The organism is Corynebacterium lemuris (assembly GCF_024919295.1).
GTDB classification, from domain to species: domain Bacteria; phylum Actinomycetota; class Actinomycetes; order Mycobacteriales; family Mycobacteriaceae; genus Corynebacterium; species Corynebacterium lemuris.
Genome location: NZ_JANWTC010000001.1, coordinates 338,903 through 354,657, shown reverse-complemented (window position 1 = coordinate 354,657; position 15,755 = coordinate 338,903). Strand labels below are relative to the sequence as shown.

The following is a 15,755-nucleotide window of genomic DNA, read 5'->3' as shown; positions in this document are numbered from 1 at the left end:
CGGTCTAGCGTGGGGAAGTGTGAATCGCCCACGTTCCTCCCAGGTTTTTCTGGGTTTCCCACAGTCATCCCCCGCCGGCAAGCAGATTCTGTCCGGTGGTGAAGAAGCCCCCGATTTCCCCCGAGAATGGTTCGAGTTCGTCAATCCAGAGGATCCGCTACACACCTTCAGCGTTGACCTGACATGGGTCGAATCGCACTGGACCTGCCATTTCGGCACCGATACCTGTCAGGGCATCGACTTCGAACAGACAGACATCGGCTGCTGCGTCCACGGCGCCTATCTGGCTGACGAGACCGACCGGGACCAGCTCTACAACGCCGTCGCCGACATGCCCGCGAAATACTGGCAGCACCGCCCAAAGGGGGTGGACGAGCATCTCGCCAGCGGCGAGGCCATCGAACTCGAACCCTGGCTGGAGTGGGGCGAACTCGACGACGAGGACGGTGACCCCGAGCCCTCCCTGAAGACGAAGACCGTCGGCGGGGCCTGCATCTTCGCCAACCGTGAAGGGTGGGCGACCGGAACCGGCTGCGCCATCCACCAGTGGGCGGTGGCGGAGGGCCGTGACCTGACCGTCGAGAAGCCCGAGGTCTGCTGGCAGGTCCCGCTGCGCCGCCACGAGGACTACGAGGAGCGCACCGACGGCCAGGAGATCCTGCGCACCACCATCGGCGAATACGACCGCCGCGCCTGGGGCAACGGCGGTGAGGACTTCGACTGGTGGTGCTCCAGTTCCAGCTCCTGCCACACCCACCCGGACCCGGTGTGGGTGTCGATGAAGCAGGAACTCACCGCACTGATGGGCGCGCCCTCATACGGGATCCTCGCCGACCACTGCCGACGCCGTGCCGCCGCCGGCCTCAGCGCCCCGCACCCGGCGAGCCGGAACCGGGATCAGGCCTCGAACTTGTAGCCCAGACCCCGGACGGTGACCAGCTGCTTCGGGCGCGAGGGCTCCTCCTCGATCTTGGAACGCAGACGCTTGACGTGCACGTCGAGGGTCTTGGTGTCACCGACGTAGTCAGCACCCCAGATCCGGTCGATGAGCTGGCCACGGGTGAGCACCCGGCCGGCGTTGCGCAGCAGGTACTCAAGGAGGTCAAACTCCTTGAGCGGCATGGACACCGGCTCCCCGGCGACGGTGACGGTGTGGCGTTCGACGTCCATGCGGACCCGGCCCCCCTCGAGGACCTGCTCATCGACTTCCTCGGCTGCCGCGTCGTTGTCTGCCCCGCGACGCAGGACCGCGCGGATGCGGGCGATGAGCTCACGGGAGGAGTAGGGCTTGGTCACGTAGTCGTCCGCACCCAGCTCCAGTCCGACAACCTTGTCGATCTCGGAGTCGCGGGCGGTGACCATGATGACGGGAACCGATGAGGTCGTCCGCAGCTGCTTGCACACGTCCGTGCCCGACATACCCGGCAGCATGAGGTCGAGCAGGACGATATCGATGTCGTTCTTCGCGAACTCCACGAGCGCGGTGGGGCCATCACCGGCGATGATCACATCGAAACCCTCTTTACGCAGCAGAAAGGCCAACGGATCCGCGAGGGACTCCTCGTCTTCCACGATGAGAATGGTCGTCATGATGCTTTGTCCTTTCGACGTGTCGCCACCCGGGACACAGCCTGACGCAGGGGCCCGGTGGACGTTGCCTCTTCATCCTGCCCCGCCGGCGGGATCGCCGTCGGCGCCGGATCAGGATGATAGATAGGAAGTTCGATGGTGAACGTGGCCCCGGTGCCGGGGCGGGACCACAACTTGATGTTACCCCCGTGGTTGGCGACCACATGTTTCACGATGGCCAACCCCAGCCCCGTACCGCCAGTGGACCTCGAACGGGCCTTGTCCACCCGGAAGAAACGTTCGAAGACCCGTTTCTGATCCTCCGGGGAAATGCCGATGCCCCGGTCCGTGACGCGGATGAGCACCACATCATCGCTGGTGACTTTCTGGGACACCGAGACCGGCACCGACTGCGGGGAATAGTTGATGGCGTTGGAGATGAGGTTCGACACCGCCGTGACCAGCAGGGATTTATCACCCATGACCAGGACACCGGATTCGGCACCCTTGGTCAGGGTGATCTCGGCGTTGTCCGCGGCGACCTGGTTACGGGTGAATGCCTCGTCGATGACCGCGTCGACCGAGATGGGCTCCATCTCGGGGAGGGGTTCCGCTCCCTGCAGCTTCGACAGGGAGATCAGCTCGTTGATCATGTCGGCCATACGGTGGGCCTCCTTATGGAGGCGCTGACCGAAGTATTCGACGTGCTCGGGGTCGTCCACCGACTCCATGAGTGCCTCCGCCAGCAGGGCCATGCCGCCGACGGGGGTCTTGAGCTCATGGGAGACGTTGGCCACGAAGTCACGGCGCGCGGACTCCATGCGGATGTTCTCACTCTCGTCGGTGCCGTAGACGATGACGAAACGGTCATCAACGAGGGTGAGGGGTTTGATCAGTGCGCGTACCGACGAGACACGGTTGCCGGTGCGCCGCTTCGGGATCGCCAGGTCGAGGGAGCGGGTCTCCTTGTCCGCGAACACCTCCGCCGCGACCCTGCGCACCTCATCGTTGACGGACCGGTCATGGACCAGTGCCATCTCATGGGCGCGGGCGTTGGACAGGATCACATCCCCGCCCTGGTCGAGGACAGTGATACCGGTGGGCGAACCCTGGATGGCCAGATGCAGGACCTGACCGACGGTGGTGACCTGGTTGTCCTCGAGAGTCGCTGAGGAACGGTGGCGGATGATGCGCTTACGCGCCCCGTTCAACGCCGGAAGGGCGACGCCGGCGACGACGACGCCCAACAGGAACGCAAGGACAGGGGACACGCGCTACAGACTACTTGCCGCCCTGGGCGGCGACAGCGGCCGCACCGGCGGCAGCGGCCTCGGGGTCGAGGTAGGTGCCACCCGGGTTGACCACGGAGCCGTCGGCGGTGAGCTCGTAGACCAGCGGAATGCCGGTCGGGATGTTCAGCGCGGCGATGTCCTCGTCGGAGATGTTGTCCAGGTACTTGACCAGCGCACGCAGGGAGTTGCCGTGTGCGGCGACGAGGACGGTCTCCCCGTTCTTCACGCGCGGCTCGATCTCCTCCTTGTAGTACGGGATGAAGCGCTCGACCACGTCGAGCAGGCACTCGGTGCGCGGAATGGACTCCAGGTCCGCGTAACGGACGTCATCGGACTGGGAGTACTCGGCGTCATCGGCCAGCTCCGGCGGCGGGGTGTCGTAGGAGCGGCGCCATGCCATGAACTGCTCGTCGCCGTACTTGTCCTTGGTCTCCGCCTTGTTCAGCCCCTGCAGCGCACCGTAGTGGCGCTCGTTGAGACGCCAGTCCCGGATGACGGGGATCCAGTGGCGGTCGGCGGCGTTCAACGCGATGTTGGCGGTGCGGATGGCGCGGCGCAGGAGGGAGGTGTAGACGACCTCCGGCAGAATGCCGGCCTCCTTGAGCATCTCGCCGCCGCGGATCGCTTCAGCCACACCCTGCTCGGTGAGGTCGACGTCCACCCAGCCGGTGAACTGGTTCGATTTGTTCCACTGACTCTGGCCGTGGCGAAGAAGAATGAGCTTTCCGTTGGTCATACTCCTAATATGCCATGCCTGCACCGGTGCCGCCGGGAATCGCACGCCGGTGACAACCCCCGTCCACACCCTCAGCCGCCGGCACGCTCCCGGCGGGGCAGGCAGTCGGTGATCTCGGTGCTCAACGCGTCGGCATACACCGAGGCCAGCTGGGAGGCGGAGGCCGACCAGGAGTAGTTCGCGGCATGCAGGACCGCCTCGCCCGCCATCCGCAGGCGGGTGTCGTCATCGTCGAGGAGCTGCTCGATGGCGTCCGCCCAGTCGGCGGTGTCGTGGCCGTCGACAAGCAGCCCCGTCTCCCCCTCGGAGACGGCGACAGGCAGACCACCCACCCGGGCCGCAATGACCGGCGTACCGCAGGCCTGCGCCTCCATCGCCACCAGTCCGAAAGACTCGTTGTAGCTGGGCACCGCGACAATGTCAGCGGCCTGGTAGATCGTCACCAGCTCCTCCGGCGGACGCGGATCCAGGAAACGCACCCGGCGCGCCACCCCCAGCTCCTCCGCCAGATCCAGGTACTGCCGCTCGGTGGCCCCCGCTCCGGATGCCCCGCCGCAGATGATCACCCGCAGCTTGCGCCCAGGATTGCGCCGGACCAGTTCAGCGGTGGCCTGGATGAGCACCTGCGGCCCCTTGAACTGCTGCAGCCGGCCGACGAAAGCCACCAGTTCCGCGTCCAACGGGATGCCGAGCAGGCGGCGGGAACGTTCCGTGTTGCGGTCGGTGCCGGGGGTGAACAGCTCCGTGTCGGTGCCCGGGGAGACCACGGCGATGCGCTCCGGGTCGGCGTCGTAGTGGTCGATGAGGTCATTGGTCTCCTCCTGGGTGTTGACCACCAGGACGTCGGCATTGTCCACCAGTTGCTGCTCGCAGATGCGTCGGGCCTCTGATTCCGGGGAGTCGTCGGCGCTGCGGTGGGCGTTCTTCACCGCGGCCAGGGTGTGGGCGGTGTGCACGAGCGGCACCTCCCACAGGTCCCGCAGCAGCCAGCCGATCTGGCCGGAGAGCCAGTAATGGGAGTGGATGAGGTCGTAGTCGACGTCATTGCAGCGGTGGAACTGGACGAGCCCGCCAGCGAAGGCCGCCAGCTGCGTGGGCAGGGCCTCTTTCTCCAGTCCGTCATAGGGCCCGGCGACGATGTTGACCACCCGCAGTCCGGGTTCCACCTTCACGACCTCACCCTGGCTGGGCCGGGTGGCCCGGGTGAAAATGTCCACCTCCACCCCCTGCCGGGCCAGATGGCGTGCGGTGTTGAGGACATAGACGTTCATGCCGCCCGCATCGCCGGAACCCGGCTGTTGTAGCGGTGACGTGTGCATGGAGATCATCGCAACGCGCATGCCTCCAATGATAGGTGTGCGCGTCGTTATACTGGTCGTCACCACGGAACCTGACTGGAAGGCGCACTGATGTCGGCATTTGAGACCAAGGCATGGCTGCAGCACTATCCGGAGTGGACACCCCATTCCCTCGACTATGACGACACAACGTTGCTCGACGTCTACGACAACAACCTCGCCATCAACGCCGAGAAGTCCGCTACCTGGTTCTTCGGCCGTACCCAGACCTATGCCGAACTCGACCGCCAGGTCCGCCGGGCCGCCGCCGGGCTGCGCGCCTTCGGGGTGCGACCCGGTGACAAGGTCGCCATCATCCTGCCGAACTGCCCCCAGCACATCGCAGCCTTCTACGCTGTGCTCAAGCTGGGGGCGACCGTCGTGGAGCACAACCCGCTCTACACGGCCCACGAACTGGCGGGACCCTTCGCCGACCACGGCGCCCGCGTGGCCATCGCCTGGGACAAGGCCGCCCCCACCCTGGAGAAACTCCGCGGTTCCACCTCTCTGGAGACCATTATCTCGGTCAACATGATCGAGGCGATGCCCAAGGTCAAGCAGATGGCCCTCAAACTGCCGGTGAAGAAGATCCGGGAACAGCGGGAGGCCCTGTCCTCCCCGGCCCCGAACACCGTGCCGTGGGAGGTGCTCATCGGTTCCGCCATCGGCGGTGAGGGCGAGGACATCGCCTCTGAGCCGTCAGTGACCCGGGACTCCATCGCCCTGATCCTCTACACCTCCGGCACGACCGGCGCGCCGAAGGGGGCGCAGCTGACCCACGGCAACCTCTTCGCCAACCTGCTGCAGGGCAAGAGCTGGGTGCCCGGCCTCGGTGAGCAGGACGAACGGATGCTGGCCGCACTGCCCATGTTCCACGCCTACGGGTTGACGATGGTGGGCACCCTGTCGGTGTACATCGGCGGTGAGATGGTGTTGCTGCCCGCGCCCCGGATCCCGCTGATCATGGACGTGATCAAGAAACACACCCCCACCTGGCTGCCGGGTGTGCCGACCCTCTACGAGAAGATCGTCGAGGCTGCCGAGCAGGACAACGTGGACATCTCCGGCATCCGCAACGCCTTCTGCGGTGCGGCCACCCTGCCGGTGTCAACCGTGGACAAGTGGGAGCGCGCCACCGGCGGCCGCCTCGTGGAAGGCTACGGCCTGACCGAGACCTCCCCGGTCATCGTGGGCAACCCGATGAACGGCAAGCGACGCCCCGGCTACGTCGGCATCCCCTTCCCGGACACGGAGGTGCGGATCGCCGATCCGGAGGACCTCGACGTGACCCTGCCGGACGGCACCGAGGGTGAGATTCTCGTCCGCGGGCCGCAGGTATTCCCCGGTTACCTCAATCAGCCCGAGGCCACGGAGTCCAGCTTCCACGGGGAGTGGTACCGCACCGGTGACGTGGGTGTCATGGAGGAGGACGGTTTCATCCGTCTGGTGGCCCGCATCAAGGAGGTCATCATCACCGGCGGCTTCAACGTCTACCCGGCGGAGGTCGAGGAGGCGATGCGCGCCCACCCGGACATCGTCGACCTGGCGGTGGTGGGCCGTCCGCGCGAGGACGGTTCCGAGGATGTCGTGGCCTGCGTGACCCTGCGCGAGGGTGCCGCCCTCGATCCGGAGGGACTGAAGGACTTCGCCCGCGAGCGTCTCACCCGCTACAAGGTCCCGCGCACCTTCTACCATTTCGAGGAGCTCGCCCGGGATCAGTTGGGCAAGATCCGCCGCCGCGAGGTGCAGGAGGACCTGCTGCGTCTGCTTGATCGCTGACCGGGCTGCGGCGGGGGCGGGGCCTGGGGGTGCCTGAAAATCTCACCACCCGCCCGGAGCCAGTGCGCAATATCTGACAGACCGCAGGTGCACCGGTGCGCATTGTCCCTGTTCGCACCCTTGGGATTGACGCGTCAAGGTAACTTGTTGCGCGGCCCCACCCCGCGGCCCCACCCCGAAACCCGAATTTACCCTCTAATATACCCCTGGGGGTATATTAGAAAGCGTCAACATCCTCTACCCCCAGGAGAACAACATGTGCCGTCCCGTCCCCTGCTCCATCTGTAACAAGACCACCTGGTCCGGCTGCGGTGAGCACGTCGACCAGGTCCGTGCCCGGGTCGCTGCCGACCAGTGGTGCACCTGCGACCACTCCGCACGATAGGAAGGTGCCCACCATGGCCACCACCGTCATCGTCGGCGGCGTCGCCGGCGGCATGTCCACCGCAGCCCGGCTGCGCCGCCGCGACGAGCAGATGGAGATCATCGTCCTCGAGGCCTCCGGCCACGTCTCCTTCGCCAACTGCGGCCTGCCCTACCACGTCTCCGGCGTCATCCCGGAGCGACAGTCCCTGCTCCTGCAGACACCCGAATCCCTGAGGGCCCGCTTCAACCTGGACGTGCGCGTGAACACGCGTGCCACCGCCATCGACCGGGCCGCGAATACCGTCACCACCGACACCGGCGAAACGATCGCCTACGACCACCTGGTCCTCTCCCCGGGCGCAACCCCGGTCATCCCGCCTATCCCCGGTATCGAACGGGCCCTGCACCTGCGCACAGTCGAGGACGTCGACGCGATCAAAGCCGCACTGACCCCGGAGGTGAAGTCCATCGCGATCATCGGCGGCGGCTTCATCGGCCTGGAGATGGCCGAGAACCTGCGCCACCGCGACCTTGAGGTCACCGTCATCGAGCGCGCCCCGCAGATCATGGCGCCGTTGGATGAGGAGATGGCCGCGATCGTCGAGAAGCATCTCGCCGGACACGGCGTGCAGATCCTCACCGGCGCGGGCACGAAAACCATCGCCGGCGACGCCCTCGAACTCGCCGACGGCCGCACCGTCCCCGCTGACCTCGTCATCGCCTCCATCGGTGTGCGCCCCGCCAGCGAGCTGGCCGCCGAGGCCGGCCTTGAGGTCGGCGAACGCGGCGGCATCAAGGTGGATGACCAGCAGCGCACCTCGGACCCGGCGATCTTCGCCCTCGGCGACGCCGCGGAGAAGGCCGACGCCGTCTCCGGCGAGGACACCCTCGTCCCCCTGGCGCAGACCGCCAACCGCCACGGTCGGCTGGTCGCGGACATCATCACCGGCCGCGACGTGCGCCGCACCACGACCCTGGGCACCGCCATCGTCGGTCTCTTCGGTATGGCCGCCGCCTCGGTGGGCTGGAACGAACGACGGGCACGAGCCGCCGGGAAGAACATTCGGGCCATCCACGTCCACCCGGCCGACCACGCCGGCTACTACCCCGGCGCCGAGACCCTCCACCTCAAGCTGGTGGTGGACGCCGACACCAACGCCATCCTGGGCGCACAGGGGGTGGGCATGGCGGGTGTGGACAAGCGCATCGACGTCATCGCCACCGCCATGCGCGGCGGACTGAACGCCACCGACCTGGCGGACCTCGAGCTGGCCTATGCGCCGCAGTTCGGTTCCGCGAAGGACCCCGTCAACTTCCTCGGCTACGTCAACGACAACATGGTCGCCGGCGAGCGCACCGTGCAGTGGCACGAGCTCGAGGAGATGGTCGCCGACGGCTGGATGCTCGTCGACGTGCGCACCCCGGGCGAGTTCGCGAAGAGCACCATCCCCGGTGCCGTCAACATTCCGGTCGATGAGATGCGGGAACGGGTTGAGGAGCTCCGCGACAGCCGGGCGCTGGTCTTCTGCCGCGTTGGCCTGCGCGGCCATGTCGCCGTCACGCTGCTGGAGAACCACGGCGTTGAAGCCGCCAACCTCGACGGTGGTTTCATGACCTGGGAATATGCCCCGCACGATCAGGGTTAGAGTGGTTGCACACCTTTGACCACGGAACTGACAATCGAGGAGAAAACCGGCATGAAGCTCACCCCTGAGGAAGCCAAGCCCGCCACCACCCGGCTCAAGCGCGCCGCAGGGCAGCTCAACGCCGTCATCCGGATGCTCGAGGAGGGCCACGAGTGCGAGGAGGCGGTCACCCAGCTGGCCGCCGTGGCCAAGGCCATCGACCGGGCCGGCTACCTCGTCGTGGCCACCGGCATGAAGAAGTGCTTCACCGACGAACCGGACGCCTACGACGAGAAGAAGCTGGAGAAGATGTTCCTCTCCCTGGCCTGATCCGCCGGGCTAAGGGGAGTCCGGGGTGCTGAGCACCCGGTACAGGCGCCAGTCAGGCTGCCCCTCCCCCTGGTTGGGAAACTCCAGCTCGAGAGTGGCGATGTGGCTGCCTGTCTCATAGATGCCCGGATAACGTAGGTTGACCGGGTCCAATGCACCGCGGCCCTCCGCCGGGTGAACCAGCAGGAAGCGTACGCCGCTCTGCGCCGGTCGGTTGAGGACCGTGATGAAGTCCGTATCGGAGGGGATCACGAACTGCCGTTGATTCTCCGAGGCAGTGAGGACGGCGAAACCGTAGGTGGTGGAGACCAGGACCTCACCCTCGTCCAGACCCATGGCATCCAGGTGCCGCGCGATGTGGGCCTCCGTGCTGAACGTCCTCAGCACCCGCTCTCTGTCCCCCTGTTCTGCCAGGGTGCCCGTATCAACCCCGGGCACCGCCTGCCGCAGCGCGAACTCCTGCGGTGCCCATTTCTGGCTGGTCATCGCCCCTGCTGTGAGGAGGGTCCCGGACAGCGCCAGGGCAGACATGGTGACCGCCACCGCCGGCGTCAGGGGGACCAATGCCGAGCGGTCGCGGTAGGTGGCGCCGGGCCGCAGTGAGCGGAAACGTCCGGCCGGGGCATGGAGCTGGATGAGCAGGACGATCGTCAACGGGATGCCCGCGATGAAAAACCGCAGCAGCCCGAAGGTCGAGCCCGCCGCATAAGTGACGATCTGGAAGACGATGACGGTCAACATCATCACCACAGGGAAAACCGTCTCCGGGTCCCGGCGGCGGACCGACAGCACCACCGCCACGGCCAGCACCCCCAGGAGGGCCGGCGCCACAAGGAAGGACCGGAAGGAGGCCTCCGAGAGCGCCGGGAGCCCGGTGGCACCTCCCCCGGCCGCCGCGATGATCGCGGCGTTACCCGCGGTGGACGTGAACTGGGCCAGCAGCTCCCCCGTGGTCAGCCAGCTGGACACCGTCCAGGTGAGGAAGGCCAATCCGATGGGCCAGACCAGGACGATCATGTCCAGGACCGCGAAGCCGATGCAGTCGGTCCGCCCGATCCGCCGCCTGCCCAACCATGCCAGGACACCCACAGTGAGCATCGCCGCGAACGCCATGACGAGGGCGTCATAACGCGCCAGGAAGGCCAGAGCCAGGGCGAAACCCGCGGCGATGAGGTCATGGACGTCATCGGTGGAGCTCCACCTGATCAGCCGGCGCGTGGCCCAGAGGGTGGCGAATACAAAAGGGGCCTCACTCATCCCCACCGCGCCGTACAGCACGATCATAGGATTCAGGGCGAACAGAGTCGTTGCGCAGACCGCGAACCAGTGACGGACATTCCTCTCGCCCGCGATCAGCCACACCTCACGCACCGCCCCGGCCATGAACAGCGCCGAGACCACCGCCCCCGCCAGCCCGGCGCGGGTCAGCTCCGGCACCCACGGGGAGAGCGCGACGAAAGGGAGCTGGGCGATGGTCGTCAGTGGGGTGAAGATGAAACCGATCACCGACAGGTCCGGGTTACGGGAGTAGAGCACGGACAATGCGCCCTGGGTCCTTGAGAGCGCATCCCCCAGGACATAGCCGACATCGAGGGCGAGCCACACCGCCATCACCAGATAGACGGCCAGATAGAACACGAAGGCCACGTCGGCCTGGCGCCGCCAGCCTCTCCGCTCAGGGAAACCCGGCACTGTCGTGGTGGGCGGGACCGGGGAGAGCAGCGGCAGACGCGGAGTACTGCGGGTGGTGGCCACGCTCAGGCCTCCAGTCCGTGGGCGGTCTTCTCCCAGTAGGAGGGCCGCGTGATCAGCTGCCACGTCCCCTTCAACGCCGCGATACTCATGAGCAGCCAGTAGAGCGGAAAAGTCAGCACTGCGATGACCAGCAGCGGGTCACGGCCCTCCCGGCAACCGATGAGGTTCATGTACATAGTGGCGGCATTGCCGATGACCAGGCAGACCAGAGCCGGATAGTAGACCGCCGGCGGAAACATCGCGGCAATGGTGTCCGGTTGTCCGAGCACCCAGGTCAGGGAGAGATACCAGAACAGCAGGTTGAGCACCGCGATGACAGGGGTGCCTGCCATGAGGAAGGTGAAGCGGACCGCCGGGATGAGACCGAGCTCGGAGACAAGCCAGCCGGGTCTGCGCATGTACACCAGCCACGTCTGCAGGTATCCCTTGTACCAGCGGGAACGCTGGCGCAGCCAGTTGATAGTGTCGGAGTTGGCTTCCTCCCACGTCACCGAGTCGAGCACCGCTGTGCTGTAACCCTTGGCTGCGATGCGCACCCCGAGATCAGCGTCCTCGGTGACATTGAACGGGTCCCACGCACCGAGATCGCGCAGCACACTGGTGAGCAGATGGTTCGAGGTCCCCCCGAGAGGAACCGGGGCGTTCATCCGCATCACCCCGGGCAGGAGGAAGTTGAACCACACGTCGTATTCGATGGTGAACCAGGCGGTGAGCAGGTTCTGGCGGGCGTTGCGGTACGACAGCCGCGACTGGATGCACACTGTTCCGGGGGCCGAGCGTTCGAAGGCTGCGACCACCCGCCGCAACTGCAGGGGGTCGGGCATGTCCTCCGCATCGAAGATGGTGACGATCTCCCCCGTGGCGAAGTGCAGACCGTAGTTGCAGGCCTTCGGTTTGGTTCGCGGCTGGGCGGGTGGAACCTTGATGATGGTGGCCACCTGGTCCACACCGGCGGCTTCCGCCGCCGCAATCGTGGGCAGATCATCCTCCTCGAGCATGAGCAGGACCTGGAGGAGGTGGCGCGGGTAGTCGAACTGGCGCATGGCATCCAGCAGCTGGGCGATCACCTCGGGTTCACCGTAGGCCGGTACAAGCACCGTATAGGACTTCAACCGCTCCTCCGCAATGGCGAGCGCCTCCTCATCGGAGACCCGGAGGATCGCGTCCGCCCGCAGCCCACGGGAGAACATGATGAACCGGTCCAGCAGGGTCACCAGATATATGAAAGTGCAGACCCCCGCGACGCCGATCAAGGCCCAGTACGGCCGGAAAACGATGGCGGCCACCAGAATGACCACCAGTGAGAGGAAGAGGACCTGCTGGTTCCTGGTGAAGGCCACCGCAGCCGACAGCAGCGGGTCCCGCACCCGGAGACCGTCAATGGCGTCGATGAGTGCGGCCTTCTTCTGCTGCGCATCAGCCTCAAGGGGCAGGACCGGGTGGCTGCCCGTGTGCATGGAACTCATCAGGATTTCCTTTCAGCGGCGGAGACGATGTCACGGCCGACCTGGGTGACCAGGTCAAGATCCTTGTACTCGGTGTCGTTGTCCACTGTGACGGCGTTCCCGCGCAGGAGAATCGTCGCCACCTGGGCGAGCATGCGCGTCACCGATGGGGCGAGCTGCGGGAACCGCGCCTCCGGACGGTGGTCATCCACTGCGATGACGGTGATCTTCTCTGCGATATCCCCCTCCGGTTGCCACTCGAAGACCAGTTTCGTGTAGGTGAGGAAGTCCGATTCATCGAGGACCGTGTACGCGCGTCCGCTGATGCCGTGCCCCAGTGCGACCGTAACTGGCTCGGAACGACGTCCGGTCAGCGTGGAGTACAGGGTCTCATCGCCGAAGGTCCGGGCCTGGTACCCCTCCGTGGCGCGCAGGGTGTCCACTGCCACGGTGCGGACGAGCCCGTCCACGTCCCATTCCGGATTGTGGCTCTCCGCGGTGAGTTTGTGCCTGGTCAGCGAGGACTCGGCACCGAAGAACCGGCCCGCCCAGCCGTAGTCGGTGTACTTCGTCACCTGCCAGCCCGGGAGTGTGGAGTCCTCCAGCGTGAAGGAGGTGGAGGGTCCCCGCTGGACCGTGGTCTGCGTCGTGCTGTCGGCGTGGACCGGGTAGAGGACCATCAGGACGGTGGCGGCCAGTACCGCGGCGAAGGCGGGCCTGATGTTCTTCACCGTCGGTTCGCGCCGGCGGATGGACCACCGCTGTGGTTTCCCACCCGAGACGATGAGGGCGACGGTGGCCGTGGCCACGACCCCGGGGATCTGCTTCGTGATGCGGGAGGCATCGGCGAGGTACCAGACGCACACCGCCAGGATGACGGCGATGGCCAGGGTGAGCAGGCCGGCGCGGACAGGGCGCGGGATGTTCCTGTGTGCGGCAACCGTCACCGCGAGGGACATGCCAATGATGTTCGCCATGGTGGGACCCCACCAGCCTCCCCCGGAGGTCACTGAGACCAGCAGGTGGACGGGCGCATTGTAGAGGAAGAGGAGGATCCAGCCCGGGCCGAAGTGCAGGGTCGAACGCATGCCGAGCATGAGACTGGAGACACCGAAGGAGAACACCAGGATGGCGAACATGTCCAGGCGCAGGAGGGCATCCCACTCCGCGAAGCGCGGCAGCAGCTGGACCTTGACGGTCACCGCCAGGATCACGGCCATGCCGCCGATGATGTAGTCGACCTCCCGGTCGTGGATGTCCAGGGCCCGTGCCCGGCGGCGATCGAATCCCACGAGAAGTACCGCCGCCATGAACAACACCAGCAGCGAGTAATGCCCCACGCCCTGAGCTGCGTCCGTGACAATGGCACGGAAGGAATCCAGGAACGCCACGACGACACAGCTCAGCGAGAAGACCAGTCTGAGCAGGAAGGTGGCCAGGCCGGGTGCGGAAGCTGTCCCGGGCGTCCCGATCTCCTGCGGTGTCTTCTCCTCGGCAAGGGTGGTGCTCATCGGCCCAGGTTCTGGTGCTTCTGCCGCTTCAGGCGCCGGGCGGACCAGAGGGACAGAGCTACGGCCAGGGCCACCGCCACTGCCGCGACTGCGGCGGCCACACCGGCGCGGGAGACCTCGGCAACCGGTTCCGGGGCGGCCACGACACTGAGTTCGACCGGTTCCCGCTCTCCGGTCCGGACAAGGATCTCACCGTCCAGCCCGGCCCAGCGGTCATCACCTTCCTCCAGCCAATCGAGCAGTTCATCCAGCTGCCCGGATGCACCCGTGGCGGAGGCCACGAGAAGCATCCGGGCGGCGTCCTCGTCCCAGACAGCCTGGAGGGAGGCCGCGGGCAGACCGCTGCCCGTGTTGAGGCTGCGCACGAGGTCGGTGTCCGAGGGAACAGCTCTGCTTCCGTCGGAGACCTCGACGGTGGTGGCTGTCTGGTTGAGGTAGGTGGGGACCTGCTCCAGTCGGGTTCCTCCCGCATCCACCAGGATGGTGGAGCGGGAGCCCGCCACCGCCTCGTCCCAGTCGACCAGGTGGGGACGGATGTGCTGGGAACTCAGGGACTGGACACCGGTGAGCACGCGGACAGCGCGCGACAGATCTGCGGCGTCCCCCTCGGCGAGGGCGACATCGACGCCCGCTTGGAAGGACTGGGGCAGGACACGGAATCCGCGCAGCACCGGGCTATCCGAATGCTGCGCAGTCACCACGCTGTCCGCATCAATGTTCAGGCCCACCGGCTGAGTGTTCCCGCAGGAGACCTCACCGAGGGTGCGGAACTCCACGCCGATCTCGACGTAACGGTCCATCAGCTCACCCGGAACGGTGAACCGACGGTCGATGACCCCGGTCTGGTCAACAGTGAAGGCATCGAGGACTGTGTCCCCCACAGTTGCGGTGATCTGTCCGCTGTTCGCGTCGGGCAGCGGGGTGTAGGTGCCGGCGAGGTGGACGTCGAGGGAGGCGGCGTAGGGACGCAGACGGGAGCGTTCCACGCCGATGGGGACCCGCGTACGGGCCACGGATTCAGAGATGAGATTGTGGTTCCCCAGCTCAGCCAGGGTCGCCACGTCCGCGGACAGGTCCGGGATGTCACCGAAACCGGCGGGGGTGACCTCGATGTCAGCAGCCAGGGGGAGCAGGGAGTCGGTGAGCAGCCGGGTCTGGTCGTAGAGGGTCCCGCCGCCGCCGGAAAGCCGGAGGAAGACGTTGTCCCGGCCGGCATTGACCAGCTCGGTCCTACCCTCGGGGCCGTCGTCCACGAGCACGATCTGGCGTTCGAAGTCCTCAGGGGCCGCTGTGGGGCTGGTGGTGCCCCGAGGCAGTTCCACCACCTCGACATCAAGGTCGGTCGGCCGGTACACCGAGGCCAGGGAGGTGGCGATCTCGAGCGCCGCCTCCTGGACGGTCCCCGCCGGGTCCGCCGGCACATGGATGCTGAGTTTCTTCAGCACGGCGGGAAGAAACTCCGCCACCACCGTCGGATGCGCGGTGTCCCCCGAGAAACTGACTGTGGCATCCAGGAGGACCGCCTCCGGTTCCTCGATGCACCACTGGTCCCCCACCACGTCCAGGACCGCACGGAGAGTGATGTCTGCACGGCCGGCTTCGACGGTGACGCCGTCCAACGGCAGGGCGATCTCGGCGGCGAAACCCTCCACCACCACCGGGGTGGCGGAGTACATCCTGTTGTCCTGGTGGATCTCGAACATCCCACCTGAGTACTCGGTAGGCAGCTGCAGCTGCCCCGTCAGCGTCGTCGGGACGGTGCCGTCGGGCACCCGGAAGCTCAGCGGAACCTCGACGGTGCGCCCGGGCAGAGACAGGTCATCGGCAAGCCCCAGTTCCGAGAGTTTCAGGGTGGGTTTTTCTGCGGCGGTGGCCGGGGCCGCAGACAGCGCCAGGGCGACGGACAGTATGGCGGCGGATGACCGGATCAGGGCAGGAAAGAAACGGGGCATCATATTCCTCTGGGGAAGTGCAGGGGCGGGTCCGGGAATCGGCTCGCCACCGTGATCC

General features: G+C 66.5%; 13 protein-coding genes. 5 read left to right on the top strand and 8 right to left on the bottom strand.

Annotated features, from left to right (window positions below; translation table 11 throughout):
• Positions 1-19 precede the first annotated feature (19 nt).
• Positions 20-916, top strand: coding sequence for a DUF3109 family protein (locus NYP18_RS01730; RefSeq protein WP_259426391.1), 897 nt, complete (start codon positions 20-22; stop codon positions 914-916).
• Here the strand turns inward: NYP18_RS01730 and NYP18_RS01725 are convergent.
• From NYP18_RS01725 to mshA, 4 genes are all read right to left on the bottom strand, one after another.
• A complete protein-coding gene (locus NYP18_RS01725) occupies positions 898-1,590 on the bottom strand; it encodes a response regulator transcription factor (protein WP_126120237.1) in 693 nt (230 codons plus the stop codon). The two genes, NYP18_RS01730 and NYP18_RS01725, sit on opposite strands and share 19 nt — an antisense overlap.
• On the bottom strand, positions 1,587-2,840 hold the full coding sequence (locus tag NYP18_RS01720; protein ID WP_259426390.1) for a sensor histidine kinase: 1,254 nt from the start codon (positions 2,838-2,840) through the stop codon (positions 1,587-1,589). The genes NYP18_RS01725 and NYP18_RS01720 overlap by 4 nt, the downstream gene beginning before the upstream one ends.
• A gap of 10 nt (positions 2,841-2,850) precedes the next feature.
• Entirely contained in the window at positions 2,851-3,597 is a 747-nt protein-coding gene (locus tag NYP18_RS01715; protein WP_259426389.1) for a phosphoglyceromutase, read from the bottom strand.
• Between the two features lie 71 nt (positions 3,598-3,668).
• Entirely contained in the window at positions 3,669-4,937 is a 1,269-nt protein-coding gene (gene mshA, locus NYP18_RS01710) for a D-inositol-3-phosphate glycosyltransferase (protein ID WP_259426388.1), read from the bottom strand.
• Between the two features lie 69 nt (positions 4,938-5,006).
• Between mshA and NYP18_RS01705 the strand changes: the two genes are divergently transcribed.
• From NYP18_RS01705 to NYP18_RS01690, 4 genes are all read left to right on the top strand, one after another.
• On the top strand, positions 5,007-6,713 hold the full coding sequence (locus NYP18_RS01705) for a long-chain-fatty-acid--CoA ligase (protein ID WP_259426387.1): 1,707 nt from the start codon (positions 5,007-5,009) through the stop codon (positions 6,711-6,713).
• Between the two features lie 256 nt (positions 6,714-6,969).
• The gene (locus tag NYP18_RS01700) at positions 6,970-7,098 is read left to right on the top strand and encodes a DUF8730 family Cys-rich protein (protein ID WP_259426386.1); all 129 of its coding nucleotides are present in this window, start codon (positions 6,970-6,972) and stop codon (positions 7,096-7,098) included.
• Positions 7,099-7,111: 13 nt separating this feature from the next.
• Positions 7,112-8,725, top strand: coding sequence for an FAD-dependent oxidoreductase (locus NYP18_RS01695; RefSeq protein ID WP_259426385.1), 1,614 nt, complete (start codon positions 7,112-7,114; stop codon positions 8,723-8,725).
• 51 nt (positions 8,726-8,776) lie between these two features.
• On the top strand, positions 8,777-9,034 hold the full coding sequence (locus NYP18_RS01690) for a metal-sensitive transcriptional regulator (RefSeq protein ID WP_126120243.1): 258 nt from the start codon (positions 8,777-8,779) through the stop codon (positions 9,032-9,034).
• Between the two features lie 9 nt (positions 9,035-9,043).
• On the opposite strand, the gene NYP18_RS01685 is transcribed toward NYP18_RS01690, so the two are convergent.
• Genes NYP18_RS01685 through NYP18_RS01670 form a run of 4 tightly spaced genes read right to left on the bottom strand, consistent with a single transcriptional unit; the run spans position 9,044 to position 15,700 of the window.
• Positions 9,044-10,789: a glycosyltransferase family 39 protein gene (locus tag NYP18_RS01685; protein WP_259426384.1), complete on the bottom strand. Its 1,746-nt coding sequence runs from the start codon at positions 10,787-10,789 to the stop codon at positions 9,044-9,046.
• A gap of 2 nt (positions 10,790-10,791) precedes the next feature.
• A complete protein-coding gene (locus tag NYP18_RS01680; protein ID WP_259426756.1) occupies positions 10,792-12,246 on the bottom strand; it encodes a glycosyltransferase in 1,455 nt (484 codons plus the stop codon).
• Positions 12,247-12,254: 8 nt separating this feature from the next.
• Positions 12,255-13,745 carry a hypothetical protein gene (locus NYP18_RS01675; protein WP_259426383.1) on the bottom strand — a complete coding sequence of 497 codons (1,491 nt, stop codon included), beginning with the start codon at positions 13,743-13,745 and terminating at the stop codon, positions 12,255-12,257.
• A complete protein-coding gene (locus NYP18_RS01670) occupies positions 13,742-15,700 on the bottom strand; it encodes a hypothetical protein (protein WP_259426382.1) in 1,959 nt (652 codons plus the stop codon). The genes NYP18_RS01675 and NYP18_RS01670 overlap by 4 nt, the downstream gene beginning before the upstream one ends.
• Positions 15,701-15,755 lie beyond the last annotated feature (55 nt).

What these genes read in the sequence shown, in the direction of transcription:
- NYP18_RS01725 (WP_126120237.1), bottom strand. Translation starts at nt 1,590, where the DNA reads ATGACGACCATTCTCATCGTGGAAGACGAGGAGTCCCTCGCGGATCCG.
- NYP18_RS01715 (WP_259426389.1), bottom strand. Translation starts at nt 3,597, where the DNA reads ATGACCAACGGAAAGCTCATTCTTCTTCGCCACGGCCAGAGTCAGTGG.
- mshA (WP_259426388.1), bottom strand. Translation starts at nt 4,937, where the DNA reads ATGCGCGTTGCGATGATCTCCATGCACACGTCACCGCTACAACAGCCG.
- NYP18_RS01705 (WP_259426387.1), top strand. Translation starts at nt 5,007, where the DNA reads ATGTCGGCATTTGAGACCAAGGCATGGCTGCAGCACTATCCGGAGTGG.
- NYP18_RS01700 (WP_259426386.1), top strand. Translation starts at nt 6,970, where the DNA reads ATGTGCCGTCCCGTCCCCTGCTCCATCTGTAACAAGACCACCTGGTCC.
- NYP18_RS01695 (WP_259426385.1), top strand. Translation starts at nt 7,112, where the DNA reads ATGGCCACCACCGTCATCGTCGGCGGCGTCGCCGGCGGCATGTCCACC.
- NYP18_RS01690 (WP_126120243.1), top strand. Translation starts at nt 8,777, where the DNA reads ATGAAGCTCACCCCTGAGGAAGCCAAGCCCGCCACCACCCGGCTCAAG.
- NYP18_RS01680 (WP_259426756.1), bottom strand. Translation starts at nt 12,246, where the DNA reads ATGCACACGGGCAGCCACCCGGTCCTGCCCCTTGAGGCTGATGCGCAG.
- NYP18_RS01675 (WP_259426383.1), bottom strand. Translation starts at nt 13,745, where the DNA reads ATGAGCACCACCCTTGCCGAGGAGAAGACACCGCAGGAGATCGGGACG.
- NYP18_RS01670 (WP_259426382.1), bottom strand. Translation starts at nt 15,700, where the DNA reads ATGATGCCCCGTTTCTTTCCTGCCCTGATCCGGTCATCCGCCGCCATA.